Origin of the sequence: Ornithinimicrobium tianjinense (assembly GCF_014636495.1) — a bacterium.
Taxonomy (GTDB): domain Bacteria; phylum Actinomycetota; class Actinomycetes; order Actinomycetales; family Dermatophilaceae; genus Ornithinicoccus; species Ornithinicoccus tianjinensis.
The window spans coordinates 190,449-212,624 of sequence record NZ_BMEM01000001.1 but is presented as its reverse complement, the minus strand read 5'-3'; the positions used below and the strand labels follow the sequence as shown (position 1 = coordinate 212,624).

Below are 22,176 nucleotides of genomic sequence, written 5' to 3'. Positions count from 1 at the left end.
ACTGCCGGGAGTGCGACCGGTCCGGCCTGCGGCAGGGGCGCCGGGCGCCGCGTGCGACGCTAGGAGCATGACGACCGGCACCGACACGGCATACCTCCAGGGCGCGGACGCGCCCGCCTCCGCAGCGCTGCTCGAGCGCGCCCGCGAGGTGATCCCCGGCGGGGTCAACTCCCCGGTCCGGGCGTTCCGGTCGGTCGGCGGCACGCCGCGCTTCATGGTGCGCGGGCAGGGGCCGTGGATGTGGGACGCCGACGGCACGCGGTATGTCGATCTCGTCTGCTCATGGGGACCGATGATCCTCGGCCACGCGGACCCCGACGTGCTGCGGGCGGTCATCGAGGCCGCGTCCTCGGGCTTCTCCTTCGGCACCCCGACCGAGCGCGAGGTGCTGCTCGCCGAGGAGCTCGTGCGGCGCATCGGCCCCCTCGACCGGGTGCGGCTGGTCAGCTCCGGCACCGAGGCCACGATGAGCGCGATCCGGCTGGCCCGTGGCTTCACGGGCCGCTCGGTCGTGGTGAAGTTCGCCGGCTGCTACCACGGGCACGTCGACGCGCTCCTGGCCTCGGCGGGCTCGGGCGTGGCGACCTTCGGGCTGCCCGACTCCCCCGGCGTCCCGGCGAGCGCGGCCGGCGAGACGATCGTGCTGCCCTACAACGACGTCCCCGCGGTCGAGGCGGTCTTCGCCGAGCGCGGCCAGCAGATCGCGGCCGTCATCACCGAGGCGGCGGCGGGCAACATGGGTGTCGTCCCGCCCGCGCCCGGCTTCACGGACGCGCTGCGCCGGATCACCTCCGCCCACGGCGCCCTGCTCATCAGCGACGAGGTGATGACCGGCTTCCGCTGCTCGTCGACCGGCTGGCTGGGGCTCGAGGGGATCCCGGCGGGCGGGGCTCCCGACCTGTTCACCTTCGGCAAGGTGATGGGCGGCGGCTTCCCGGCGGCGGCCTTCGGCGGTCGCGCCGACGTCATGGCGATGCTCGCACCGGAGGGGCCGGTCTACCAGGCGGGCACCCTCTCGGGCAACCCGGTCGCCGCGGCAGCCGGTCTGACGACCCTGCAGAAGTGCACCGACGAGGTGTATGCCCGTCTCGCGGCCGTCTCCGACACGCTCACCGCCGCGGTCGAGGAGTCGTTCACGCGCCACGGCATCCCCCACCGGATCCAGCGTGCGGGCTCGATGTTCAGCGTGTTCTTCCGCGAGGGCGAGGTCGTCAACTACGACGACGCGCGCGATCAGCACTTCGAGCGCTTCGGTCGGTTCTTCCACGCGATGCTGCGCCGGGGCGTCCACCTCCCGCCGAGCAGCTTCGAGGCCTGGTTCCTGTCGGCCGCGCACGACGACGAGGCCGTCGAGCACACCGTGCAGGCGATCGCGGAGAGCGCGGCGGAGATCGCCTGAGGCCGGCGCGCCTCAGACGGCGTCGGTCGCCTGCTCGTCGCTCGTGCGGTTGGCCAGGACCACGCGCTTCATGAGCTCGCCGTAGGCCAGGAACTCCTCGCGGGTCAGGTGGTCCAGCAGCGCGGCGCGCACGCTCTCCACGTGGACCGGCGCCAGCGCCTCGAGGACCTCGCGACCCTCTGGCGTCAGCACCAGCACGACACCGCGCCCGTCCTCCACGGACGGCACCCGCTGCACCCAGCCGCGCCGCTCCAGCCGGCTGGCGGTGTGGCTCACCCGCGAGCGCGACTGCACGACGAGCTCGGCCAGGGCGGCCATCCGCATCCGCATGCCGGGCGCCTCGGACACCATCGACATCAGCTCGTACTCGCCCAGGCTGACGTCGTGCGCGTCGAGCGCGGCCTCCATCGCGAGGCGCACCAGGTGCCCGGCACGGAGGACGGCCCGCCAGGCGTGCTGCTCCTCCTCGTCCAGCCAGCGCGGCTCCACGGCGCCGGTCATCGTCCCCCTCCGAGCATCCGCGCCACGTGCGTGGCGTAGTAGGTCAGCACGATCTGCGCGCCCGCCCGGCGGATGGAGGTCAGCGTCTCCAGCACCATCCGGTCGCGGTCGACCCAGCCCTGGGCGGCCGCCGCCTCGATCATGGCGTACTCCCCGCTGACCTGGTAGGCCGCCACGGGCACGTCCGCGACCGCAGCCACGTCCGAGAGCACGTCGAGGTAGGGCAGCGCCGGCTTGACCATCACCATGTCGGCGCCCTCCTCCAGGTCGAGGCGCAGCTCGCGGAGGCTCTCGGCCCGGTTGGCCGGGTCCTGCTGGTAGGTCTTGCGGTCGCCCTGCAGGGTGGAGGCGACGGCCTCGCGGAACGGGCCGTAGGCCGCAGAGGCGTACTTGGCGGTGTAGGCGAGCACGGAGACGTCCAGGTGCCCGGCGGCGTCGAGCGCCTCACGCACCACGCGCACCTGGCCGTCCATCATCCCGCTCGGCCCGACCACGTGGGCACCGGCGCGGGCCTGCGCGACGGCCATCTCGGCATACACCTCGAGGGTGGCGTCGTTGTCGACCCGCCCCCGGTCGTCGAGGACGCCGCAGTGCCCGTGGTCGGTGAACTCGTCGAGGCACAGGTCGCTCATCAGGACCGTCTCGTCCCCGAGCTCGTCGCGCAGGTGCCGCAGCGCCGTGTTGAGGACGCCGTCGGGCCGCAGCCCGCAGGAGCCGGTGCCGTCCTTGTCCGCCTCGCGGGGCACGCCGAAGACCATGATCCCGCCGACGCCGAGATCGACGGCCTCACGCGCCGCCGCCACCAGGCTGTCCGGCGTGTGCTGCAGGACGCCGGGCATCGAGGACACCGGCTGGGGCTCGTCGATGCCGTCGCGGACGAAGACCGGGAGCACGAGGTCCGCGGGGTGCAGACGGGTCTGCGCCACGAGCCGGCGCAGCGCCGGTGTCGTGCGCAGCCGCCGCGGTCGCTCCGCGGGGACGGGGTATGCCGTCACCGCTTGGCGCGGGTGCGTCGGGGCGTGCCGCGGCGCTGGCTCGGGCGGCGCACCGGCTCGCCGTCGGCCTCCGCCTGGGCGGCCAGCACGCGGGCGTGCTGGGCCAGGGCGTCCACGAGTGCCTCGGCCGAGGCCTCCGGGGCGATGACGTCGACGCGCAGGCCGTGCTCCTCGGCGGTCCTGGCGGTCGCCGGGCCGATGCAGGCCACGACCGTGCTCGGGCTGGGCTTGCCGGCGATGCCGACGAGGTTGCGCACCGTGGAGGAGCTGGTGAAGCAGACCGCGTCGAAGGCGCCGGTCTTGATCGCCTCACGGACCGGGGCGGCCGGCGGGGCCGCGCGCACGGTGCGGTAGGCGGTGACGTCGTCGACCTCCCAGCCCATCTCCTGCAGACCCGCCACGAGCGTGTCGGTGGCGATGTCGGCCCGCGGGAGGAAGACGCGGTTGATCGGGTCGAGGACCTCGTCGTAGGGCGGCCACTCCTGCAGCAGGCCCAGGGCCGACTGCTCGACGGAGGGCACGAGGTCGGGCTGCAGGCCCCACTCGCGCAGCGCGTCGGCGGTGACCCCGCCCACGGCCGCGATCTTCAGCCCGGCGAAGGCGCGGGCGTCCAGGCCGAGCGCCTCGAACTTCTCACGGACGGCGCGGACGGCGTTGACCGAGGTGAAGCCGATCCACTCGTAGCGGCCGGTGACCATGCCACGGATCGCCCGGTCCATCTGCTGTGGCGTCCGCGGGGGCTCGACGCTGATGGTGGGGACCACCGACGCGGTCGCGCCGTAGGCGGCGATGCGGTCGGTCATCGGGCCCGACTGCTCCTTGGTCCGGGGGACCAGGATCGACCAGCCGAAGAGCGGCTTGGTCTCGTACCAGCTCAGCTCGGCGCGCAGCTGGACCTGCGGCCCGACCACCGCGACCGAGGCGTCCGGGACCTCGCTGGTGCCGCTGCTCATGGCGGCGACGGCCTCGTCCAGGGTGAGCACGCTGGTGTGCTGGGTGACGGTGGTGCCGTGCTCGGTGAGGGCGACCGGCGTGCTGCCCGGGCGACCTGCGGCGACCAGGCCGCGCAGGGCGTCGAGCAGCGCCTTGCCGCCACCGAGGACGACGACGGTGATCTCCTCGCGGACCGACAGGCTCCAGTCGATCGAGCTGTCCCCGGCCGTGACCATGTGCAGCTCTCCGCTGCCCTCGTGCGCGCTGAGCGGGACCCCGGCGTACACCGGGACCGACCACGCGGTGCTGACGCCCGGGACGATCTCGAAGGCCACGCCGGCCTGGCGGCAGGCGAGGGCCTCGGCGGCCAGCCCGCTGAAGGCGCTCGGGTCGCCGTCCATGAGCCGGACCACCAGGTGGCTCGGCGCGGCGAAGCGCTTGGCCGTCTTGACCAGGAGCTTGGCGCGCGCAGCCTCGGTCAGCGCCTTGCCGCCGGCGACCTGCGGCGCGGCCAGCACGAACTCCGCGTCCTCGCGGACCCAGGGGGCGAGCTGGTCGGCCCGGTGCAGCGTGTCGAGCACCACGACGTCCGCGGCCGCGAGATAGTCGCGCGCCCGGACGGTGAGGAGGCCGGGGTCTCCCGGGCCGGCGCCGACGAACGCCACCCTCGCGGCGTGGGCCTGCTCGGGCAGGGGTGCGGTGGTGAGTGCGGCGGCGTCGGTGCTCATGGTCATGCTCCGTGGGCTAGTGATCCACGCGAGGGGTCTCCGGCGGGACATCCGGAGGCCGCGTCGACGGGGTCGAGTCGGGACAGCAGGTGCTCGGCCGCAGCGCGTCCGAGCGAGACCGGGAAGGCTGAGCTCCCGGTCGCGACGTGGCGGCCCTGCAGGGCAGGAAGTGCCACGAACACGGTGAGGGTGAGCTCGTCGTCCCGAACGGGCTCACGGTGGGTGGAGGGGGTGCCAGGGGTGGTAGTCATCGCGGTGGTGGCCAGCGCGGCCACGGGTGCGGTGCAGCCGGCCTCGAGCCTGGCCAGCACGGCCCGCTCGGCCTCGACCGCGGCCCGCGTGGGGGCGTGCTCGAGGCAGTCCGCCAGCAGGGTGCGCAGCTCGGTGTCCGCCTCGGCGCACTCGACCGCGAGCGCGCCCTGGCCGGGCGCGGGGAGCATGGTCTCCAGTGGCAGCACGTCGGTGGCCTCCTCGAGCCGGCCCAGCCGGGCCAGGCCGGCGCGGGCCAGCACGACCGCGTCCAGCTCGCCGGAGCGGACCAGGCCGATGCGGGTGTCCACGTTGCCGCGGATGTCCTGGACGACCAGGTCGGGGCGGGCCTCGGCGAGCTGGGCGGCCCGGCGCGGCGAGCCGGTGCCGACGACGCTCCCGGCCGGCAGCCCCTCGAGGGTGAGGCCGTCGCGCGCGACGAGGACGTCACGGGGGTCCTCACGCTCGGGCACCGCGGCCACGACCAGGCCCGGCTCCGGCGCGGTGGGCAGGTCCTTCAGCGAGTGCACCGCCAGGTCGATCCGGCCCGCACGCAGCGCGTCACGCAGGGCGGAGGCGAACACGCCCGTGCCGCCGATCTCGCTGAGGCTGGCCCGCGAGACGTCACCCTCGGTCCGCACGTGCACGAGCTCGACCTCGTGACCGGCGGCCCGGAGCTGGTCGGCGACCCAGCCCGACTGGCTGGTCGCGAGCGCGCTGGCGCGGGTCCCGAGGCGCAGGGCGCGGGTCATGCCGCACCTCCGGGTCCGGCGGCGGGAGGTGTCGACACGACGGCGACCTCGTGCGGGTCGAGGCCGAAGAGCTCGCGGAGGGCCTGTCCGTAGTCACCGGGGCTGGTGGCGTCGGCGCTGTGCAGCTGCTTGGCGCGCACCGTGGGGGTGTGCAGCAGCTTGTCCACGACGCGCTGCACGGCCTGGCGGACCTCGGCGCGCTCGTCGTCGGGCAGGTGCGGCAGACGCTGGTCGAGGCGCGTCATCTCGGCGTCGACGACGCGGCTGGCCTGCTCACGCAGCGCGGCGAGCGTGGGGCCCAGGCGCGCGGCGCGCAGCTCGGTCAGGTAGGCGGCGACCTCGCCGGTCACCAGCTCGCGGACGGCCTCCACGGGTCCGTCCAGCTCGCGCGCGGCCTGCGAGGCCAGCTCGTCCTGCAGCTCGGCCAGACCCCACAGGTGCACGCCGGCCAGCGTGGTGACCCCCGGGTCCACGTCGCGCGGCAGGGCCAGGTCGAGGAGGACCAGGGGGGCCCCGGACCGTCCGCCGTCGACACGGGCCTGGGCCAGACGGTCTGGCCGGACGACATACCCGAGGGCTCCGGTGCAGGTCAGGACCAGGTCGGCCGCACCGACGAGGTGGGCGAGGTCGTCCCAGTCGGCGGCCCGGACGCCGTGCAGCTCGGCGAGCCGGTCGGCCCGGCGGCGCGTGCGGTTGACGACGGTGACGTCGGTGATCCCCTCGCGCACCAGGGAGGCGATGGCCAGGCCGGACATCGCCCCCGCCCCGACGACGACCACCCTGGACCCGGTGAGATCGCCGAGGACCGACTGCGCGCGCTCCAGGCCGGTGCCCACGAGGGAGCGCGACACCTGGTCGATCGAGGTCTCGGCGTGCGCGCGCTTGCCGACCCGCAGCGCCTGCTGCAGGAGGGGGTTGAGCGCCGAGCCGATCCGCCCGGTGCGCTGCCCCTCGGCGAGGGCGGCACGCAGCTGGCCCAGGATCTGGCTCTCCCCGACGGCCATCGAGTCCAGGCCGCAGGCGACGGAGAAGAGGTGGGAGACCGCGCGCTCGTCGTAGTGGACGTAGAGGTGCGGCGTCAGCTCCTCCTGCGTCAGGCCCGTCACGGAGCAGAGCGCCTCCCCGACCTGGGTGACGGCGCCGTGGAAGGTCCCCGCGTCGACGACCACCTCGAGGCGGTTGCAGGTGGAGAGCACGAGCGACTCGCTGACGTGGTCGGCGGCGTGGAGACGGCCCGCCAGGGCCTCGGCACCGGCGTCGCCCAGCGCGGCGCGCTCGAGCAGGTCCATCGGCGCGGAGCGGTGGCTCAGCCCGACCACGAGCACGCTCATCCGGCGTCCTGCCCCTCGTCGGCGAGCTCGCGCTGGTGCTCGTGGAAGGCGAGGATCTGCAGCTCGGTGGCCAGGTCGACCGCCCGCACGTGGACGTCGGCGGGCACCCGCAGGACGCCGGGCGCGAAGCTGAGGATGGAGCGCACCCCGTGCCGCACGAGGAGGTCCGCGACCTCCTGGGCGGCCGCGGTGGGCGTGGCGATGACGCCGACCGCGACCGGGTCGGGCAGCTCGGTGAAGGTGTCGAGCGCGGAGACGGGTCGGACGACGAGCCCGTCCACCACGCTGCCGATGACGGCCGGGTCGTTGTCGACCAGCCCCACGACACGGAAGCCTCGGGTGGCCAGCCCGGAGTAGGAGGCCAGGGCTCGGCCGAGGTTGCCGATCCCGACGATGACCACGGGCCGCACCTGGCTCAGGCCCAGCTCGGCGGCGATCTGGTCGGAGAGGCGCGTCACGTCGTAGCCGACGCCCCGCACGCCGTAGGAGCCGAGGATCGAGAGATCCTTGCGCACCTGGGCCCCGCGGACACCGGTCTTCTCCGCCAGCTCGTCGCTGGACACCGAGTCACGGCCGGTCTCGGAGAGCTCGGTCAGCGCACGCAGGTAGCCCGGGAGTCGTCCGACGGTGGCCTCCGGCACACCTCGTCGGGGGGACTCGGCCATCACGGCGCACCGGCTCCTCTCAGGTGGGAGTACCGACCGCGGGGAGGCTTATATCAGACCTGCAGACCCGGTCGGCACGTACCCCTTCACTGTAGGCGTTGATCCCGATTCGACCAAAACAGGCGGCGACCGGCACAGATTACCCTCCGGTAGCCCGCACACCGCTCCCCACCTGCGACGTCGCCCGGAGTGCCGCCACGTCAAGAGAAACCCCGTTTTCCGTCAAATACGGGCGCCCCGGCTCTGCTCACCGTGGGGGCCGACGGCGCACGAGCCGGCGCACGTCCGTCTCGTCCACCGCCCAGTGAGCGGCCTCCACGCCGTCGACGGTGAGCACGGGGACCTTGGTGGTCCAGCGCGCGAGGAGCTCGGGGTCCTCGCGGCCTGCCTCGTCCAGGTCCCGGACCTCCAGCTCCAGCGGCGGCACACCGCGCGTCCCCATCAGGCCGCGCACCGTCCGCTCCATGTCGTCGCACAGGTGACAGCCGGCCCGCGACCAGATCACCAGCCGCCTCGGGGAGCGCCGCCACCAGGTCATACCGGGATCCTGCCAGCCCCCACGCACGACGAGGGCGCCACCCCGTGCGGGGTGGCGCCCTCGTGACGTTCGTGCGGCGTCAGCCGGTCACTTCTTGTTGCGACGCTGGTGACGCGTCTTGCGCAGCAGCTTGCGGTGCTTCTTCTTCGCCATCCGCTTGCGGCGCTTCTTGATCACAGAGCCCATGGGCTGTCCTTCTTCTTGTCGGTCGGGGTCATGCCAGCGTGTCGCGCGCAGTGGCGGCGACTGCCACGTCTCAGCCCGCACGACGGATGCGGGTCAGGATAGCGCGCGCGCACCGGCCGCCCCAAACTCGAGGAACGGCGCCCGGCGACGCCGGGTCGGTCTCAGGCCGTCCCGTGATAGGACTCCTCGAGGTAGGCGTGCACGGCCTTCTCCGGGACGCGGAAGGAACGGCCGACCCTGACCGCGGGGAGCTCGCCCGAGTGCACCAGCCGGTACACCGTCATCTTGGACACGCGCATGACGGCGGCCACCTCGGCCACGGTCATGAAGGTCATCTCGGCGAGCTGACGCTCATCTGCCATTGGACGCTTCCCGTCTCTCAAAGGTGTGGAGCGGGCTCGGCTTCCCCTCCGGACCGCCACCACCGTGTGTGTTGTCGGGCCAACACTAGGGGCAGATGTGGTGGTTGCGAAAGTCGTGACAGAAGATTTGTCCAGCGCGACACGCAGAGTGTGACAGACGCAACCCGTGAGGCCTCTGGTGCGCAGTGGTTCCCTTGGGGTATGCGGTGCCTGCGCCGGTCGCTCGCGAGGGCGGGTCAGTCGAGGTAGGGGTCAGTCGAGGTAGGGGTCCAAACCCCAGCCGGGGAAGACGGCCCGACGGGTGGCCATGATGGCGGAGTCGACGGGGTCCTCGGGGTGGTAGCCCTGGTGCCAGTCGCCGTAGCTGATCGGCCGGCCGTCGCGGTCCCCCATGAGCTCGGGCGCCTCGCGGTCGTAGACGTCGTAGACGTGGTCGCGCCACTCCTGCGGGGTGGGGGTGGCGGGGTCGACCGGCCGCCCCGTGGCGACGCCGATGACGTGAGTCCAGGCGCGCGGCACCACACCCACGAGCTCGTAGCCTCCTCCGCCCAGGGCGACCCACCGGCCGCCGGCCGTGCTGTCCTCGGCCAGCTCACGCACCCAGCGGGTCGCCGTCGCCATGCCGTCCACGGAGACCGACAGGTGCGCCAGGGGGTCGGAGTAGTGGCAGTCGCAGCCGTGCTGGCTGACGACGACGTCCGGCCGGAAGGCGCGGGCCAGCTGCGGCACCACCGCCTGGAAGGCCCGCAGCCACCCCTCGTCGCCCGTGCCGGGCGGGAGCGCGACGTTGACCGCGCTGTCCCGCGCCTGCGGGCCGCCGGTGTCACCCGGGAAACCGGTGCCGGGGAAGAGCGCCCGACCCGTCTCGTGAAGGGACACGGTGAGGACCCTGTCGTCGTTCCAGAAGATCCGCTCGACGCCGTCACCGTGGTGCGCGTCCAGGTCGAGGTAGAGGACGCGCGCGGCGCCCAGCTCCTGGAGCCGTCGGATGCCGACCGCGATGTCGTTGTAGACGCAGAAGCCGCTCGACGCGCCGGGCATCGCGTGGTGCAGACCGCCGGCGATGTTGACCGCGTGCCTGACCTCGCCGGACCAGACCGCCTCGCAGGCGCCGAGGGTGGCGCCCACGGCGAGCGCGGTCGCCTCGTGCATCCCGGCGAACGCGGGGGTGTCCTCGGTGCCGAACCCGAACTGGCCGGTCGCGGCGGACGGGTCGGCAGAGGCTTCCTTGACCGCCGCGACGAACTCCGGGTCGTGCACGGTCAGCAGCTGCTCGTCGGTCGCGGGGACGACCGCGCGGACCTCCACGTCATCGTGGTCCAGGAGGCCGAGACCACGGGCCAGCCGATAGGTCAGGTCGAGCCGGCTCGGGTGCATGGGGTGCCCCGGGCCGAAGTCGTACGCGGTGTAGCGGTCGTCCCACATCACCAAGGAGCCGGTCATGGGCTCACGGTACGCGCTCGGCTCAGAGCGAGGTGGGAACGCCCCCGTGATCGCCGAGGGGGTAGACCATCATCATCTCCTCGGACTCGGCGTCCTCGTCGTCGACGCCGCGGATCCGCATCGGGCGGCGGTCGTCGGTCGGGCGGAAGCCGAAGCTGGAGGCGAAGGCCACGGCGCGACCGTTGTCGGTGCCCACCCAGTAGACGAGCTGGCGCAGACCCTCGTCGCGGCCGACCTTGGCCGCCTCCTCCATCAGCTTGCGCGCGACGCCGGTGCCACGACGCGCCGCCTCGACCCACAGGCCGAAGAGCTCGCCCGCGCCCGGGATGTTGGTGCGGTGGCCGGTGCCGACGCTGACGACGCCCACGACGTCCTCACCGGCCTCGGCCAGGAGTCGACGGGACCGCTCCATGCGCTGCTGCCAGACCGTGTCGTCGAAGGCCGCCTCCTCGTCCGCGGACGCGACGAAGGCCTCGGGTGACTCTCGGAGCGCCCGGAGGCGCACATCCCGGTAGGCAGGCCACTCGTCCTCGCCGAGGAGGCGCACACGGATCTCAGTCATGGCCTTACTGTGTCATACGCCCGTGACACGTTGCGCAGGCCTCCGTGCACACCAGGTGACACCGCAGGATGGCGTCACCCCGCCGGCGGCGAGAGCTCGCGGGAGCGGCGCGCGGCCGCCTCCATGGCGGTGAGGAAGGCGGCGCGGACCTTGTGGTCCTCCAGGGCCCGCAGGGCCGCGACGCTGGTCCCGCCCGGGCTGGAGACCCGTTCGCGCAGCACCGTCGGGTGGGTCCCGGTCTCGCGGAGCATGGTCGCGGCGCCGTAGAGCGTCTGCACGACGAGCTCGGTGGAGGTGTCGCGGGGCAGGCCCAGCAGCACGCCGGCCTCGATCATCGCCTCGACGACGTAGAAGATGTAGGCCGGCCCGCTGCCGCTGATCGCCGTGACCGCGTCCTGGTGCGCCTCGTCAAGCACGATGACCCGGCCGACGCTCTCCATGAGGGCCCGGGCCTGGTCCAGCTGCACCGCGGTGCAGTGCCGGCCCGGGCTCATCCCCGACATGCCCTGGTCCACCAGCGCCGGCGTGTTGGGCATGACGCGCACCACCGAGGTGCCCTCGGGCAGGCGTCGCTCGAGGAAGTCGGTGCTGATCGCCGCCGCGATCGAGACGACCAGGGTGTGCGGCCGCACGTGGTCGTGGATCTCCTCGATGAGGGCCTCCATGTCCTGCGGCTTGACCGCGAGCACGACCACGTCGCCCTGCTCCACCGCGGCCGTCGAGCTCGCGGCCCGCACCCCGTGCTGCGCCGCGATCTCCTCCGCCCGTCCCGGGGACTTGTCGCTGACGACCAGCTGGGCCGGGTCGTGGCCGGAGCGGACCAGGGCGGCCAGGAGCGTGCTGCCCATCACCCCCGCACCCAGGACGGCGATCGTCATACCAGGACCCACCTCAGCCCTTGGTCGCGAGGCCACGCAGGAAGAAGGCCAGGTTGGCCGGGCGCTCGGCCATCCGACGCATGAGGTAGCCGTACCACTCCTCGCCGTAGGGGACGTAGACGCGCATCCGCGCACCGCTGGCGGCCAGGCGCAGCTGCTCCTCGGGACGGATGCCGAGCAGCATCTGGTACTCGAAGGAGTCGGCGCCCCGCTGGGCCTTCTCGGCGAGGACGGTCGCGATCTCGACGAGCCTGGGGTCGTGGGAGGCGATCATCGGGTAGCCCTGACCCTCCATGAGGATCCTCAGGCACCGGACGTAGGACAGGTCGACGTCGGCCTTGCTCTGGAAGGCCACGCTCTCGGGCTCCTTGTAGGTGCCCTTGCACAGCCGCACGCGCGAGCCCTCGTGCGCGAGGTCGCGGCAGTCCTGCTCGGTGCGGTAGAGGTAGCTCTGCAGCACGGCGCCGACCCAGGGCCAGTCCTGGCGCAGGTCGCGCAGCACCGACAGGGTCTTGTCGGTCGTGGTGTGGTCCTCCATGTCGAGGGTCACCGTGGTGCCGGCGTTGGCCGCGGCCTGGCAGATCACCCGGGCGTTCTCCAGCGCGATGGCGTTGCCGTCCTTGCCCAGCGCCTGGCCGAGAGCGCTCAGCTTCAGGCTCACCTCGACCGTGCCGCCCTGGGTCATCCCGGCCTCCGAGAGCGCGTCGAGCAGGGTGACGTAGGAGTCCCGCGTGTGCGTGGCCATCGCCGGGTCGACGGTGTCCTCGCCGAGGTAGTCGATGGTGACCAGGCGGTGCGTGTCGACCAGCTCGGAGGCGACACCCAGGACCTCCTGGTTGGTCACTCCGCCCACGAAGCGGCGCACGACGTCGCGGCTCACCGGGGCCTTCTCGATGACGTCGCGCAGCTGGTCGTTGCGGCTCATCCCGAGGATGGTCTGTCGCAGGAGGACGGCGGGGTTGAGATCGGCGAGGTCCATGGGCACAAGGCTAAGGCCTGTCCCGGCCGCGCTCACGGCTGCCGGAGCACCGCCCCGGGCAGGTCGTGCTGGCCCAGGTGCTGGCGTGCGAAGGCCAACGACTCCGCGAGCGCCGCCTCCCGCGCCGGGGTCTTCAGCCGGCGGGTGCCCACCTCCAGCGACACCACCCCGGTGAAGTGCGTGTCGGTCAGGTGCTGCAGCACCGCGGCGCACTTCTGGTTGCCCCGACCGGGCACCAGGTGCTCGTCCTTGAACGAGCCGAAGGAGTCGCCGAGGTGGACGTGGCGGATCCGGTCGCCGAGGTCCTGGGCCATCTCCAGCGCGTCCATGCCCGCCGTGGCCGCGTGCGAGATGTCGAGGGTGACCGCCCCGTAGGGGAAGTCCCGCGGATCGGGGCCCGGCAGGTAGGCCTGCATCGCCCGGGCGCCGGAGCGCCACGGGAACATGTTCTCCACGGCGATCGGGACACCCCAGCGCGCCTGCCGCTCGGCCACGCCCTCGACGAAGCCCTCGGCATACCCCCGCTGCCAGCGGAAGGGCGGGTGGACGACGACGCACTGGGCCCCCACCTCGGCCGCGAGGTCGAGCGCCCGCTCGATCTTGCCCCACGGCTCCCAGCCCCAGAGCCGCTGCGCGAGGAGCAGGGTCGGCGCGTGGATCGCCCCGATCTGCAGCTCGTGCAGGTCGGCGAGCGCGCGCAGCGCGCCGGCCTCCTGGGTCACGGGATCGGTCCAGACCATGATCTCGACGCCGTCGTAGCCGAGGCGCTGGGCCAGGTCGAAGCAGTAGGCGGCGTTCTCGGGGTAGACCGAGGACGAAGAGAGGTGGACCGGGATGTGGTCGCTCATGGGTTCTGCCGTCCTGTCAGGCTGTCGAGGAACTGCAGGATGAGCCCCTCCCGCAGCGCCCAGGGGCACACGGCGAGAGACTCGACGCCGAAGAGGTCCATGGCGGCCTCCACGACGACCGCGCCGGCGAGGAGCTGGGGCGCGCGGGCGCCGGAGACGCCCGGCAGCTCGGCGCGCTGGGCCGCGGTCATGCCGGCGATCCGGGGCACCAGCTCGCTGAGGTCCGCCAGCGAGAGGGTGCGCTGCACGTAGGGCCCCTCCGCGCGGGGTGCGGCCCCGCACGCCCGGGCCAACGACCGGATCGTCTTGCTCGTGCCGACGGCGAGATGGCGCTCGCCGACGCGGGCGAGGCGCGGCTGCACGCTCGCGATCTCGGAGCGGACCCGCTTGCGCAGCGCCTTCAGCTCCGCGGCGTCGGGCGGGTCGCCCGCCAGCTCCCGCGTGAGACGCCCGGCACCGAGCGGCAGGGAGACCGCTGCGTCCGGCGTCTCGTCGAGGCCGGCCGCGAGCTCCAGGGAGCCTCCGCCGATGTCGATGAGCAGCAGCCGCCCGGCAGACCAGCCGAACCACCGCCGCGCCGCGAGGAAGGTCACCTGCGCCTCGGAGTCGCCGTCGAGGACCTGCAGGTCGACACCGGAGCTGTCGCGGACCTGGTCGAGGACCTGCTGGGTGTTGCCCGCGTCGCGGATCGCGCTCGTCGCGAAGCCCATCAGGCGCCGGACGCCCCGCTCCTCGGCCACCTCGACGCACTCCGTGACGAAGCGGGCCAGCGTGGCCGCCCCCTCCGTGCTGATGTCGCCCTCGGGCGTCAGGTGCTCCGCCAGCCGCAGGACGGTGCTGTGGGAGTAGTCCGGCATGGGGTGCGCGCCGGGGTGGTAGGCGTCGACCACCAGGAGGTGCACCGTGTTGGAACCGACATCGATCACACCCAGGCGCATATCGGCCAGTATCCCACCTACGCTGGCGCCGTGGCCCCGACCCCGCTCGACACGGCCCGCGCCTGGGCCGAGCTCACCGACCCCGCCGACCCCGGTCAGCGGCTCCGTCTCGACCTCACCTGGCTGACGTCCAGGTGGCGGTGCCTGTTCGGGGAGGGGGCCTGTCCGGGCATCGACGCGGGCGAGCCGGACGCCGGCTGCTGCACCCTGGGGGCGCACTTCACCGACGCCGACGACCTCGCGCGGGTCCGGGCGGTCGTGGAGCGGCTCGGACCCGACGAGTGGGAGCTCCGCGACGCCGGCCTCGAGGAGGGCTGGACCGTGCGTGACGAGGAGGGGTCCGTCGCCACCCGGGTCCTGGACGGCGCGTGCATCCTGCTCAACCGCCCCGGCTTTCCCGCCGGGCCGGGGTGCGCGCTGCACCAGCACGCGGTCGCCGAGGGTCTGGAGCCGCTCACCACCAAGCCGGACGTGTGCTGGCAGCTGCCGCTGCGCCGCACCTACCGGGAGGTGGAGGAGGTGGACGGCACGTCATACCTGGAGGTCACCATCACGGAGTACGACCGGCGCGCGTGGGGGCCCGGCGGGCACGACCTCGACTGGTACTGCACGAACGAGCCCGCGGCGCACACGGGTGCCGAGCCTCTCTATGTGTCCCTGCGCGCCGAGCTCGTGGAGCTCGTCGGAGAGGCGGGGTATGCCGTGCTCGCCCGCCTCTGCGAGGACCACCTCGCCGCGGCGGAGGCCCTCGCCGGGCGCCCGCCCATCGTCGGTCCGGACGGTCGGACGCTCCTCCCGCTGCTCGTCCACCCCGCGACGGCGACGGCGCGGGCGACCTGAGCCGCGCCATACCGCGCGCGCGGAGCGCGAGGGCGCACCCTGTCGGCGGGGGCACCTACTGTGGGGTCCGTGGCGAGCAGCAGGTCCGGGAGCAAGCCGTCCTACCGGTGCACGGAGTGCGGGTGGACGGCGGTCAAGTGGGTGGGTCGGTGCGGCGAGTGCCAGGCGTGGGGCACCGTCGTGGAGCACGGCGCGCCGACGGCGGTCCGCACCGGTGCCGTGGCCCCGGCGCGACCGGCCGTCCCCATCGCTGAGGTCGACGCGCAGACGGCGCGGGCCCGGCCGACGGGGGTCGGCGAGTTCGACCGCGTGCTGGGCGGCGGGATCGTGCCCGGCGCGGTCGTGCTGATGGCCGGCGAGCCCGGGATCGGCAAGTCCACCCTGGCGCTGGACGTCGCCGCGCGGGCCGCGCGGGAGGGGGCGTCCGTGCTCTACGTCTCCGGCGAGGAGTCGGCGGCCCAGGTCAAGCTGCGCGCCGAGCGCGTGGGCGCCCTGGCCGACACCCTCTACCTCGCCTCCGAGACCGACCTCGGCACGGTGCTGGGCCAGATCGAGCAGGCCGACCCCGCGCTCGTCGTCGTCGACTCCGTGCAGACCATCGCCTCCGCCGACGTCGACGGCGCGCCGGGCAACGTGGGTCAGGTGCGCGAGGTCGCCTCCGCGCTCATCCAGGCCGCCAAGAGGCGGGGCACCGCCGCCGTCCTCATCGGCCACGTGACCAAGGACGGCTCGATCGCCGGTCCGCGGGTGCTGGAGCACCTCGTCGACGTGGTCGTGCAGTTCGAGGGCGAGCGGCACTCGCGGCTGCGGCTCGTGCGCGCGGTGAAGAACCGCTTCGGCCCGACCGACGAGGTGGGCTGCTTCGACCTGGGCGACTCGGGGATCGTGGGGCTGCCCGACCCCAGCGGGCTGTTCCTGACCTCTCGCGACCGGCCGGTGCCGGGCACCTGCGTCACGGTGACGCTCGAGGGCCGACGCCCTTTGGTCGCCGAGCTGCAGGCGCTGGTGAGCGAGGCGTCGGCGGGCTCACCGCGACGCACCACCAGCGGGCTCGACGCGTCCCGGTTGGCGATGGTCCTGGCGGTGCTGGGCCAGCGCGCGGGCGTGCCGCTGGCCAGGCACGACTGCTACGCCGCGACGGTGGGCGGCGTCCGGCTGGGCGAGCCGGCGGCCGACCTGGCCCTGTCGCTGGCGCTCACCAGCGCCCTGCTCGACCTGGCCCTGCCCGTCGGGACGATCGCGGTCGGCGAGGTGGGCCTCGCGGGCGACCTGCGCCCCGTCACCGGGCTGCCCCGCCGCCTCGCCGAGGCCGCCCGCATCGGCTTCACCGAGGCGGTCGTGCCCACCGGGTCGCTCGCGGAGGGCCAGCCCCCGGCGGGGATGCGCGTCCATGAGGTCCCCACGCTCGCGGACGCCGTCGCCCTGGTCGTGTCCGCCGCCCAGGCGAGCACCGACCGACGCGCCCCGTCCCTGCTGGACTGAGCGGTCCGCGCCGGCCACGTGGCCACGGACCCGACGTCCTGATCAGCGCGATCTTGGTCACGAATCGGTCAGGATCGGTCCGCGAGCACGCTGCGGGCGGTCCTGACGGCCTAGTATCCGTGCGAAGAGCAGTCGGCGGGGGGACGCCGACCGAGCGCCTCCGGCGCTCCTGAGAAGAAGGGTCGCCCACGTGGCAGAACGCACCGACGAGGACATCCTGCGCGCCACCCTCGCGGCCGTCGCGCCCGGCACCGACCTGCGCGACGGGCTGGAGAGGATCCTGCGCGGCCGCACCGGCGCGCTCATCGTGCTCGGCAACGACCGCGTGGTCGAGTCGATCAGCACCGGCGGCTTCGAGCTGGACGTCGAGTTCTCCGCCACCCGGCTGCGCGAGCTGGCCAAGATGGACGGCGCCATCATCCTCAACCGAGAGGGCACGCGCATCCTGCGGGCCGCGAGCCAGCTGGTGCCGGACCCTTCGATCGAGACCCGCGAGAGCGGGACTCGTCATCGCACCGCCGAGCGGGTCGCCCAGCAGACGCACATGCCCGTCATCTCGGTGAGCAAGTCGATGTCCATCGTGGCGCTCTACGTCGGTGGGCTGCGCCACGTGCTGGAGGCGCGCACGCAGATCCTCGCGCAGGCCAACCAGGCGCTGCAGACCCTCGAGCGCTACCGCGCCCGCCTCGACGAGGTCACCGCCAACCTCTCCGCCCTGGAGATCGAGGATCTCGTCACCGTCCGCGAGGTCGCGGCCGTCCTCCAACGCCTGGAGATGGTCAGCCGGATCAGCTCCGAGATCGAGCAGTACGTCGTGGAGCTCGGCGTCGACGGTCGCCTCGTGGGGCTGCAGCTGGAGGAGCTGACCGGAGGCATCGGCCGCGACCGCGAGCTCGTCATCCGCGACTACGCGACCAGCGGGGACGGCGAGCCGGATCCCGCTCAGGTCATGGCCGCCCTCGGCGAGCTGGACAGCACCGAGCTGCTCGACCTGGGCGCGGTGGCCCGCTGCATGGGCATCACGATTATCGGCGACGGCATGGACCACCACAGCCTGACCCCGTCCGGATACCGTCTCCTGCACCGGATCCCGCGGCTGCCCGGGGCGATCGTCGACCGGCTGGTCGACCACTTCGGCTCCTTCCAGGCCCTCCTGTCCGCCGGTCTGGACGACCTCATGGAGGTCGAGGGCGTCGGGGAGGCCCGGGCCCGCGCGGTGCGTGAGGGGCTGTCGCGCCTGGCCGAGGCGTCCATCCTCGAGCGCTACTCCTAGTGCCGCACCCGACCTCCGCCGGACGGCGGCTGCACCGCCCTGTCCTGGACTGGTATGCCGCGCACCAGCGCGATCTGCCCTGGCGCCTCCCGCAGCGCTCGCCCTGGGGCGTGCTGGTCTCCGAGGTGATGCTGCAGCAGACGCCGGTGGCCCGGGTGCTGCCGGTGTGGGAGCGCTGGATGTCGTTGTGGCCCAGCCCTTCCGACCTCGCGGCCGCCACTCCTGGAGACGCCGTGCGGGAGTGGGGCCGGCTCGGCTATCCGCGACGTGCCCTGCGGCTGCACGCCGCGGCCGCGGCGATCCGCGACGCGCACGGCGGTGCGGTGCCCGGGGACGAGGCGACATTGCGGACGCTCCCGGGGGTCGGCGACTACACGGCTGCCGCGGTGGCCGCCTTCGCCTTCGGTGCGCGCGCCACGGTGGTGGACACCAACGTGCGCAGGGTGCACGCGCGGGCCGTCACCGGCGACGCGCTCCCCGCGCCCGCGCTCACGCGCGCGGAGGTCGACCTGGCCACGGCGCTGCTGCCGGACGACGACACCGACGCCGCGACCTGGAACGTCGCCGTGATGGAGCTGGGTGCGCTGGTGTGCACCGCACGCGCTCCGCGGTGCGCCGAGTGCCCGGTCGCCCACCTGTGCCGTTGGCGGCTGGCCGGCTCGCCGACCTACGACGGCCCACCCCGGCGCGGGCAGAGGTGGGAGGGCACCGACCGACAGTGTCGTGGCCGGATGGTGCAGTTGCTGCGCGACAGCCCCGGCCCGGTCAGCGGCGCGCAGCTGCGTGCGGTGTGGGAGGACGAGGCGCAGCGTGACCGCTGTCTGGACGCCCTCGTGGCCGACGGCCTCGTCGAGCCTCTGGAGGGAGACCGGTTCCGGCTCCCCGGGTGACCAACCACTCCACGCGCTCGGTGGCGCTGAGAGGGGTGGGCGGTCAGGAGCGGGGAGCGGCGAGCTTCTTGCGGGCCTGGGAGACGCGGGCCGACACGGCCCGGCGGGCGTGCTGCACGCGCGGGAGGGCGTGGGCGAGCACGGCATACAGGACGGGGTGGTGGACGATGTCGATCTCGCCGATGAACTCCGTCGCGCCGCCGTCCCCCTTGCAGAACGCCTTCTTGAAGACGTAGAGCCCGTCGGAGCTGTCGAGGGCGAACACGCCGCCCATGTCGTAGGACTCGGCGCCGACGGTCAGGCCCCACGCCATGAGGTCGTGGTTCATCACCTGGTTGGGTCCCAGGTTGCGCTTGAGGTCGTTGGACCCCGCGTAGAGGTAGTAGAGCTTGCCGTAGTAGTCGATCGTCACGGAGGAGGCGAGCGTGTCGTCCTCGTGCCGCGCGTGCACCACCCGCATCCGCTCCCCGAACGCCTCGCGCATCCGGTGGAAGTACGGCAGGTCCCGGGCGGTGATCTCGTTGCGCCGCGCCATGTGGCTGTAGATCTCGTGGAAGGTCGCCAGGTCCGCGTCGGTCTCGCCGTCGACGGTGTAGACACCCTTTTTCTTCCCGGTGCGGACGCGGTTGCGCGCGCTCCCGTCGTACTTCTTCATCAGCGCCTCCTCGGTGAGGGACTGACCGTCCTCGTCGCGCAGGTAGACGATCATCGTGTAGCGCGGCTGGATGATGTCGTCCTTGCCCGCACCGACGTTCTTGACGACCCAGCGCGGCTGGGCCCGCATCCACGTGTCCAGCTCCTCGCTGAAGGGCACCTCGGGGTCGATGCGCAGCATGATCGCGCGGTGCGTGCGCACGAGCGGGTCGGCCTCGGCCAGGATCCGGCGCACCATCTCCTTGTCGTCCCAGTCCACGAGGGGGCCGCGGGGGGCGTACAGCACCGAGAAGCCACCCGGCAGGCGACGCACCAGGACGGTCATCGCGGCGACGATCCGGCCGTCCTCCTCGACGTAGACCGCCTCCTGGCCCCAGTCGTCCTTGACGATCCCCCACCGCAGGTCCTGGGTGAGCGAGCGCCGGGGGTGGGAGCGCACGAACTCCGAGTAGCGGTCGGTCGCGGCGGGGTCGGTGAGGTCGAGGACGGGCACGCCCCCACGCTACCCGGCCGTTAGGGTGGCGCCATGCCCCTGACCTTCGTGAGCTCCCCGTCGGCGACCGACTGGGACGCGCAGATCGCCGCCACCCCGACCGGGGGCAACGTCTACCAGAGCCATGCGCTCGGCCAGGTCAAGCGGATGGCCCGCTGGACGCCCCGGTATGCCGTGGGCCGGCTCCCCGACGGCTCGCCCCTGGCGATGACGATCCACAGCAAGAAGGCTCCCGGGTTCGGCACGGTGTGGTACCTGCCCAAGGGCCCGTGCGTCGACACCGTCGAGGCGCTGCGCCCGGTCCTGGAGGACCTGCGCGAGGCCGCCGAGCGTGAGGGCGTCCTGTTCGTGAAGGTCGAGCCGGAGATCCGGGAGACGCCGGAGTCGGTCGCCGCCCTGGAGGCCCTGGGTCTGGTGCGCACCGATCCGGTCCAGCCGCACTCCTCCACGGTCGTCCACGCGCTGCCCGGGTCCGAGGACGAGCTGATGGGCACCTACCCGTCCAAGACGCGCAACATGGTCCGACGGGCCATCCGTGACGGCGTGGAGGTCGAGCGCGCCGCAGACACCGACGAGACCTACGAGCAGATGTGGACGCTCTGGGAGGGCGTCGTCCGCGACCAGGGGCTCGGCGTGCGCGGCAAGGACTACTTCGTCGAGTCCTGGCGGACCATGGTGCGCGCGGGCGTGGCGCAGCCGATCGTGGCCCGCGTGGACGGCGAGATGGTCGCCTGGGCGCTGGTGACCGTGATCGGCGACGTCGCGGCCTACAAGGAGGGTGCGAGCGTGCGCGACCGCCCGGTGCCGGGCGTCAGCCAACTCGTGCAGTACGAGGGGATGCGCTGGGCGATCGAGCAGGGCGCGCGCACCTACGACCTCGTCGGCACCCCCCACAGCACGCGGCTCGACGACAAGAGCGACCTGCGCCACGGGCTGGGCGTCTTCAAGCGCGGCTTCACCAAGGAGGTCACCGACTGGGTCGGCGCCTGGGACCTCGTCCTGCGCCCTCGCCGGTATGCCATGTGGCAGCGGATCGGGCAGCGGGTCGTCACCCGGCTGCAGCGCCGCGAACCGGGCGACGCCTTCTGGTGACCCGCCGCCGGGAGATCAGTAGAAGAGCGGGTTGCTGCGCCGCGTGAGACGGCTGTAGACGCGCAGCCCCAGCTGGTCCCACGCCTTCGTGCGCAGAGGGTCGAGCACCAGGCGGACCGTGCCGACCGTATCGCTGACCTCGGTGCTGAACGCGGTCTTGAACTGCACGAGCCCGTGCAGCTGGTGGGACTCGTCCTCGAGGAGCCAGCTGGGCGGCATACCGAAGAGGTCGTAGGTCGTGGCGCCGTGCTCCTTGCACCAGCGCATCGCCTCCCACTGGACGCGGTACTGCAGCCCGTTGGCTGCCGGCGTGCGGACGGAGCCGCCATCGCGGTAGTAGCCGTGGTCGCGGTGCTTCCAGATGTAGGCGCCCGCCTCGGGCTCGGTGACCTCCGGCGAGGAGTAGCCCAGGACGACGTGGCCCTGGCCGAGGTCGCGGTAGAGGCGCCAGGCCTTGAGGTAGTAGTCCTTGGGCCGCAGCGGCAGTCCGGCGCGCTCCACCGTCGGCGCGTAGAGCGTCCAGAAGGCCTCGAGCGCCTCGTCGTCGGTCCGGTGCTCGATGACGGCGTCGGAGGCCTTGCGGATCGAGCGACGGGCCCGCTGGCGGAAGGACGCGAGCAGCTCCTCCTCCGACGGGGTCAGGTCGATGAAGACGGTGTGGTTGCCCTGCTGGAGGTAGATGAAGTCCTCCAGCCCCGGGGTGGAGGCGATCAGCTCCGCACGCGTCTGCGGCCCCTCGGCGGGGATCGACGGCTCCATGATCACCGCGAACGCGCCCGAGGAGCGCAGGTCCTCGCAGATCGCGCGGAAGTGCGCGGTGTCGGTGACGCGCGGGCCCATCGGGGCGTACCAGAGCTGGCCGAACGGGGGCACCTTCTTGATCAGGTAGAGGACGGGCACGTCCGGGTGCCCGGGCACGCTGTGGATCACCTGGCGGTGCGCCGACCACGAGCCGGACTTGATCTCGGCGTAGGGGGGCAGCTGCATGAGGTCGACGCCGCCTGGCGCGCCCCACACCAGGTCGTCCCAGCGGGCCAGCTCGTCAGGGTTCGCGTCGCGCAGGGTCATGGCGCAACCCTAACCGGGCCCGCGAGGCCCCCGGACCATGCGCGCGGGCCGGGGCATGACACGGCGACGGGGCGCCCCGCGTGTGCGGAGCGCCCCG

At 73.2% G+C, this 22,176-nt stretch carries 23 protein-coding genes; 6 read left to right on the top strand and 17 right to left on the bottom strand.

Features of this window, described 5'->3' with window-relative positions:
- Positions 1-67 precede the first annotated feature (67 nt).
- A complete protein-coding gene (hemL, locus tag IEV65_RS00985) occupies positions 68-1,399 on the top strand; it encodes a glutamate-1-semialdehyde 2,1-aminomutase (protein WP_188427759.1) in 1,332 nt (443 codons plus the stop codon).
- 12 nt (positions 1,400-1,411) lie between these two features.
- Here the strand turns inward: hemL and IEV65_RS00980 are convergent, their stop codons facing one another.
- The 15 genes from IEV65_RS00980 to IEV65_RS00910 form a co-directional block, all read right to left on the bottom strand.
- Complete coding sequence (locus IEV65_RS00980; protein WP_188427758.1) at positions 1,412-1,900, bottom strand: MarR family winged helix-turn-helix transcriptional regulator; 489 nt, start codon at positions 1,898-1,900, stop codon at positions 1,412-1,414.
- The gene (gene hemB / locus IEV65_RS00975) at positions 1,897-2,895 is read right to left on the bottom strand and encodes a porphobilinogen synthase (RefSeq protein ID WP_188427757.1); all 999 of its coding nucleotides are present in this window, start codon (positions 2,893-2,895) and stop codon (positions 1,897-1,899) included. The genes IEV65_RS00980 and hemB overlap by 4 nt, the downstream gene beginning before the upstream one ends.
- Positions 2,892-4,556: a bifunctional uroporphyrinogen-III C-methyltransferase/uroporphyrinogen-III synthase gene (locus IEV65_RS00970; RefSeq protein WP_188427756.1), complete on the bottom strand. Its 1,665-nt coding sequence runs from the start codon at positions 4,554-4,556 to the stop codon at positions 2,892-2,894. Before IEV65_RS00970 ends, hemB begins: the two co-directional genes overlap by 4 nt.
- Positions 4,557-4,558: 2 nt before the next feature.
- Positions 4,559-5,557: a hydroxymethylbilane synthase gene (gene hemC / locus IEV65_RS00965; protein ID WP_188427755.1), complete on the bottom strand. Its 999-nt coding sequence runs from the start codon at positions 5,555-5,557 to the stop codon at positions 4,559-4,561.
- Entirely contained in the window at positions 5,554-6,888 is a 1,335-nt protein-coding gene (locus IEV65_RS00960; RefSeq protein ID WP_188427754.1) for a glutamyl-tRNA reductase, read from the bottom strand. Before IEV65_RS00960 ends, hemC begins: the two co-directional genes overlap by 4 nt.
- Complete coding sequence (locus IEV65_RS00955) at positions 6,885-7,553, bottom strand: redox-sensing transcriptional repressor Rex (RefSeq protein ID WP_188427753.1); 669 nt, start codon at positions 7,551-7,553, stop codon at positions 6,885-6,887. The genes IEV65_RS00960 and IEV65_RS00955 overlap by 4 nt, the downstream gene beginning before the upstream one ends.
- A 247-nt stretch (positions 7,554-7,800) precedes the next feature.
- On the bottom strand, positions 7,801-8,091 hold the full coding sequence (locus IEV65_RS00950) for a glutaredoxin family protein (protein WP_188427752.1): 291 nt from the start codon (positions 8,089-8,091) through the stop codon (positions 7,801-7,803).
- Positions 8,092-8,178: 87 nt separating this feature from the next.
- Positions 8,179-8,277, bottom strand: coding sequence for a 30S ribosomal protein bS22 (locus IEV65_RS00945; protein ID WP_003792170.1), 99 nt, complete (start codon positions 8,275-8,277; stop codon positions 8,179-8,181).
- Positions 8,278-8,438: 161 nt separating this feature from the next.
- Positions 8,439-8,639, bottom strand: coding sequence for a helix-turn-helix domain-containing protein (locus IEV65_RS00940; RefSeq protein WP_058892081.1), 201 nt, complete (start codon positions 8,637-8,639; stop codon positions 8,439-8,441).
- Between the two features lie 252 nt (positions 8,640-8,891).
- Entirely contained in the window at positions 8,892-10,082 is a 1,191-nt protein-coding gene (locus IEV65_RS00935; RefSeq protein ID WP_188427751.1) for an acetoin utilization protein AcuC, read from the bottom strand.
- 22 nt (positions 10,083-10,104) lie between these two features.
- A complete protein-coding gene (locus tag IEV65_RS00930; protein WP_188427750.1) occupies positions 10,105-10,644 on the bottom strand; it encodes a GNAT family N-acetyltransferase in 540 nt (179 codons plus the stop codon).
- Between the two features lie 74 nt (positions 10,645-10,718).
- Positions 10,719-11,522 (bottom strand): pyrroline-5-carboxylate reductase, encoded by an 804-nt coding sequence (gene proC / locus IEV65_RS00925; RefSeq protein WP_188427749.1) that lies wholly within the window; start codon positions 11,520-11,522, stop codon positions 10,719-10,721.
- Between the two features lie 13 nt (positions 11,523-11,535).
- The gene (locus tag IEV65_RS00920; RefSeq protein WP_188427748.1) at positions 11,536-12,501 is read right to left on the bottom strand and encodes a proline dehydrogenase family protein; all 966 of its coding nucleotides are present in this window, start codon (positions 12,499-12,501) and stop codon (positions 11,536-11,538) included.
- A 32-nt stretch (positions 12,502-12,533) separates the two neighbouring features.
- Positions 12,534-13,349: a sugar phosphate isomerase/epimerase family protein gene (locus IEV65_RS00915; RefSeq protein ID WP_188427747.1), complete on the bottom strand. Its 816-nt coding sequence runs from the start codon at positions 13,347-13,349 to the stop codon at positions 12,534-12,536.
- The gene (locus tag IEV65_RS00910; RefSeq protein ID WP_188427746.1) at positions 13,346-14,287 is read right to left on the bottom strand and encodes a Ppx/GppA family phosphatase; all 942 of its coding nucleotides are present in this window, start codon (positions 14,285-14,287) and stop codon (positions 13,346-13,348) included. The genes IEV65_RS00915 and IEV65_RS00910 overlap by 4 nt, the downstream gene beginning before the upstream one ends.
- A 30-nt stretch (positions 14,288-14,317) precedes the next feature.
- Between IEV65_RS00910 and IEV65_RS00905 the strand changes: the two genes are divergently transcribed.
- From IEV65_RS00905 to IEV65_RS00890, 4 genes are all read left to right on the top strand, one after another.
- Positions 14,318-15,127 carry a DUF3109 family protein gene (locus tag IEV65_RS00905; protein ID WP_188427745.1) on the top strand — a complete coding sequence of 270 codons (810 nt, stop codon included), beginning with the start codon at positions 14,318-14,320 and terminating at the stop codon, positions 15,125-15,127.
- Positions 15,128-15,196: 69 nt separating this feature from the next.
- The gene (gene radA, locus IEV65_RS00900) at positions 15,197-16,609 is read left to right on the top strand and encodes a DNA repair protein RadA (RefSeq protein WP_188427744.1); all 1,413 of its coding nucleotides are present in this window, start codon (positions 15,197-15,199) and stop codon (positions 16,607-16,609) included.
- 190 nt (positions 16,610-16,799) lie between these two features.
- Positions 16,800-17,882, top strand: coding sequence for a DNA integrity scanning diadenylate cyclase DisA (gene disA / locus IEV65_RS00895; RefSeq protein WP_188427743.1), 1,083 nt, complete (start codon positions 16,800-16,802; stop codon positions 17,880-17,882).
- Complete coding sequence (locus IEV65_RS00890) at positions 17,882-18,772, top strand: iron-sulfur binding domain-containing protein (protein ID WP_308642542.1); 891 nt, start codon at positions 17,882-17,884, stop codon at positions 18,770-18,772. Before disA ends, IEV65_RS00890 begins: the two co-directional genes overlap by 1 nt.
- A 43-nt stretch (positions 18,773-18,815) precedes the next feature.
- Here IEV65_RS00890 and IEV65_RS00885 read toward each other — a convergent pair whose 3' ends face one another.
- Positions 18,816-19,919 (bottom strand): lipid II:glycine glycyltransferase FemX, encoded by a 1,104-nt coding sequence (locus IEV65_RS00885; protein ID WP_188427742.1) that lies wholly within the window; start codon positions 19,917-19,919, stop codon positions 18,816-18,818.
- Between the two features lie 33 nt (positions 19,920-19,952).
- On the opposite strand from IEV65_RS00885, the gene IEV65_RS00880 reads away from it, so the two are divergent.
- A complete protein-coding gene (locus IEV65_RS00880) occupies positions 19,953-21,011 on the top strand; it encodes a lipid II:glycine glycyltransferase FemX (protein WP_188427741.1) in 1,059 nt (352 codons plus the stop codon).
- Positions 21,012-21,026: 15 nt separating this feature from the next.
- Here the strand turns inward: IEV65_RS00880 and IEV65_RS00875 are convergent, their stop codons facing one another.
- A complete protein-coding gene (locus tag IEV65_RS00875; RefSeq protein WP_188427740.1) occupies positions 21,027-22,079 on the bottom strand; it encodes a lipid II:glycine glycyltransferase FemX in 1,053 nt (350 codons plus the stop codon).
- Between the last annotated feature and the right edge of the window lie 97 nt (positions 22,080-22,176).

Excerpts from the sequence above, each read along its gene's own strand:
- hemL (WP_188427759.1), top strand. The coding sequence starts at position 68 with ATGACGACCGGCACCGACACGGCATACCTCCAGGGCGCGGACGCGCCC.
- IEV65_RS00980 (WP_188427758.1), bottom strand. The coding sequence starts at position 1,900 with ATGACCGGCGCCGTGGAGCCGCGCTGGCTGGACGAGGAGGAGCAGCAC.
- IEV65_RS00970 (WP_188427756.1), bottom strand. The coding sequence starts at position 4,556 with ATGAGCACCGACGCCGCCGCACTCACCACCGCACCCCTGCCCGAGCAG.
- hemC (WP_188427755.1), bottom strand. The coding sequence starts at position 5,557 with ATGACCCGCGCCCTGCGCCTCGGGACCCGCGCCAGCGCGCTCGCGACC.
- IEV65_RS00960 (WP_188427754.1), bottom strand. The coding sequence starts at position 6,888 with ATGAGCGTGCTCGTGGTCGGGCTGAGCCACCGCTCCGCGCCGATGGAC.
- IEV65_RS00955 (WP_188427753.1), bottom strand. The coding sequence starts at position 7,553 with ATGGCCGAGTCCCCCCGACGAGGTGTGCCGGAGGCCACCGTCGGACGA.
- IEV65_RS00950 (WP_188427752.1), bottom strand. The coding sequence starts at position 8,091 with ATGACCTGGTGGCGGCGCTCCCCGAGGCGGCTGGTGATCTGGTCGCGG.
- IEV65_RS00945 (WP_003792170.1), bottom strand. The coding sequence starts at position 8,277 with ATGGGCTCTGTGATCAAGAAGCGCCGCAAGCGGATGGCGAAGAAGAAG.
- IEV65_RS00940 (WP_058892081.1), bottom strand. The coding sequence starts at position 8,639 with ATGGCAGATGAGCGTCAGCTCGCCGAGATGACCTTCATGACCGTGGCC.
- IEV65_RS00935 (WP_188427751.1), bottom strand. The coding sequence starts at position 10,082 with ATGACCGGCTCCTTGGTGATGTGGGACGACCGCTACACCGCGTACGAC.
- IEV65_RS00930 (WP_188427750.1), bottom strand. The coding sequence starts at position 10,644 with ATGACTGAGATCCGTGTGCGCCTCCTCGGCGAGGACGAGTGGCCTGCC.
- proC (WP_188427749.1), bottom strand. The coding sequence starts at position 11,522 with ATGACGATCGCCGTCCTGGGTGCGGGGGTGATGGGCAGCACGCTCCTG.
- IEV65_RS00920 (WP_188427748.1), bottom strand. The coding sequence starts at position 12,501 with ATGGACCTCGCCGATCTCAACCCCGCCGTCCTCCTGCGACAGACCATC.
- IEV65_RS00915 (WP_188427747.1), bottom strand. The coding sequence starts at position 13,349 with ATGAGCGACCACATCCCGGTCCACCTCTCTTCGTCCTCGGTCTACCCC.
- IEV65_RS00910 (WP_188427746.1), bottom strand. The coding sequence starts at position 14,287 with ATGCGCCTGGGTGTGATCGATGTCGGTTCCAACACGGTGCACCTCCTG.
- IEV65_RS00880 (WP_188427741.1), top strand. The coding sequence starts at position 19,953 with ATGCCCCTGACCTTCGTGAGCTCCCCGTCGGCGACCGACTGGGACGCG.
- IEV65_RS00875 (WP_188427740.1), bottom strand. The coding sequence starts at position 22,079 with ATGACCCTGCGCGACGCGAACCCTGACGAGCTGGCCCGCTGGGACGAC.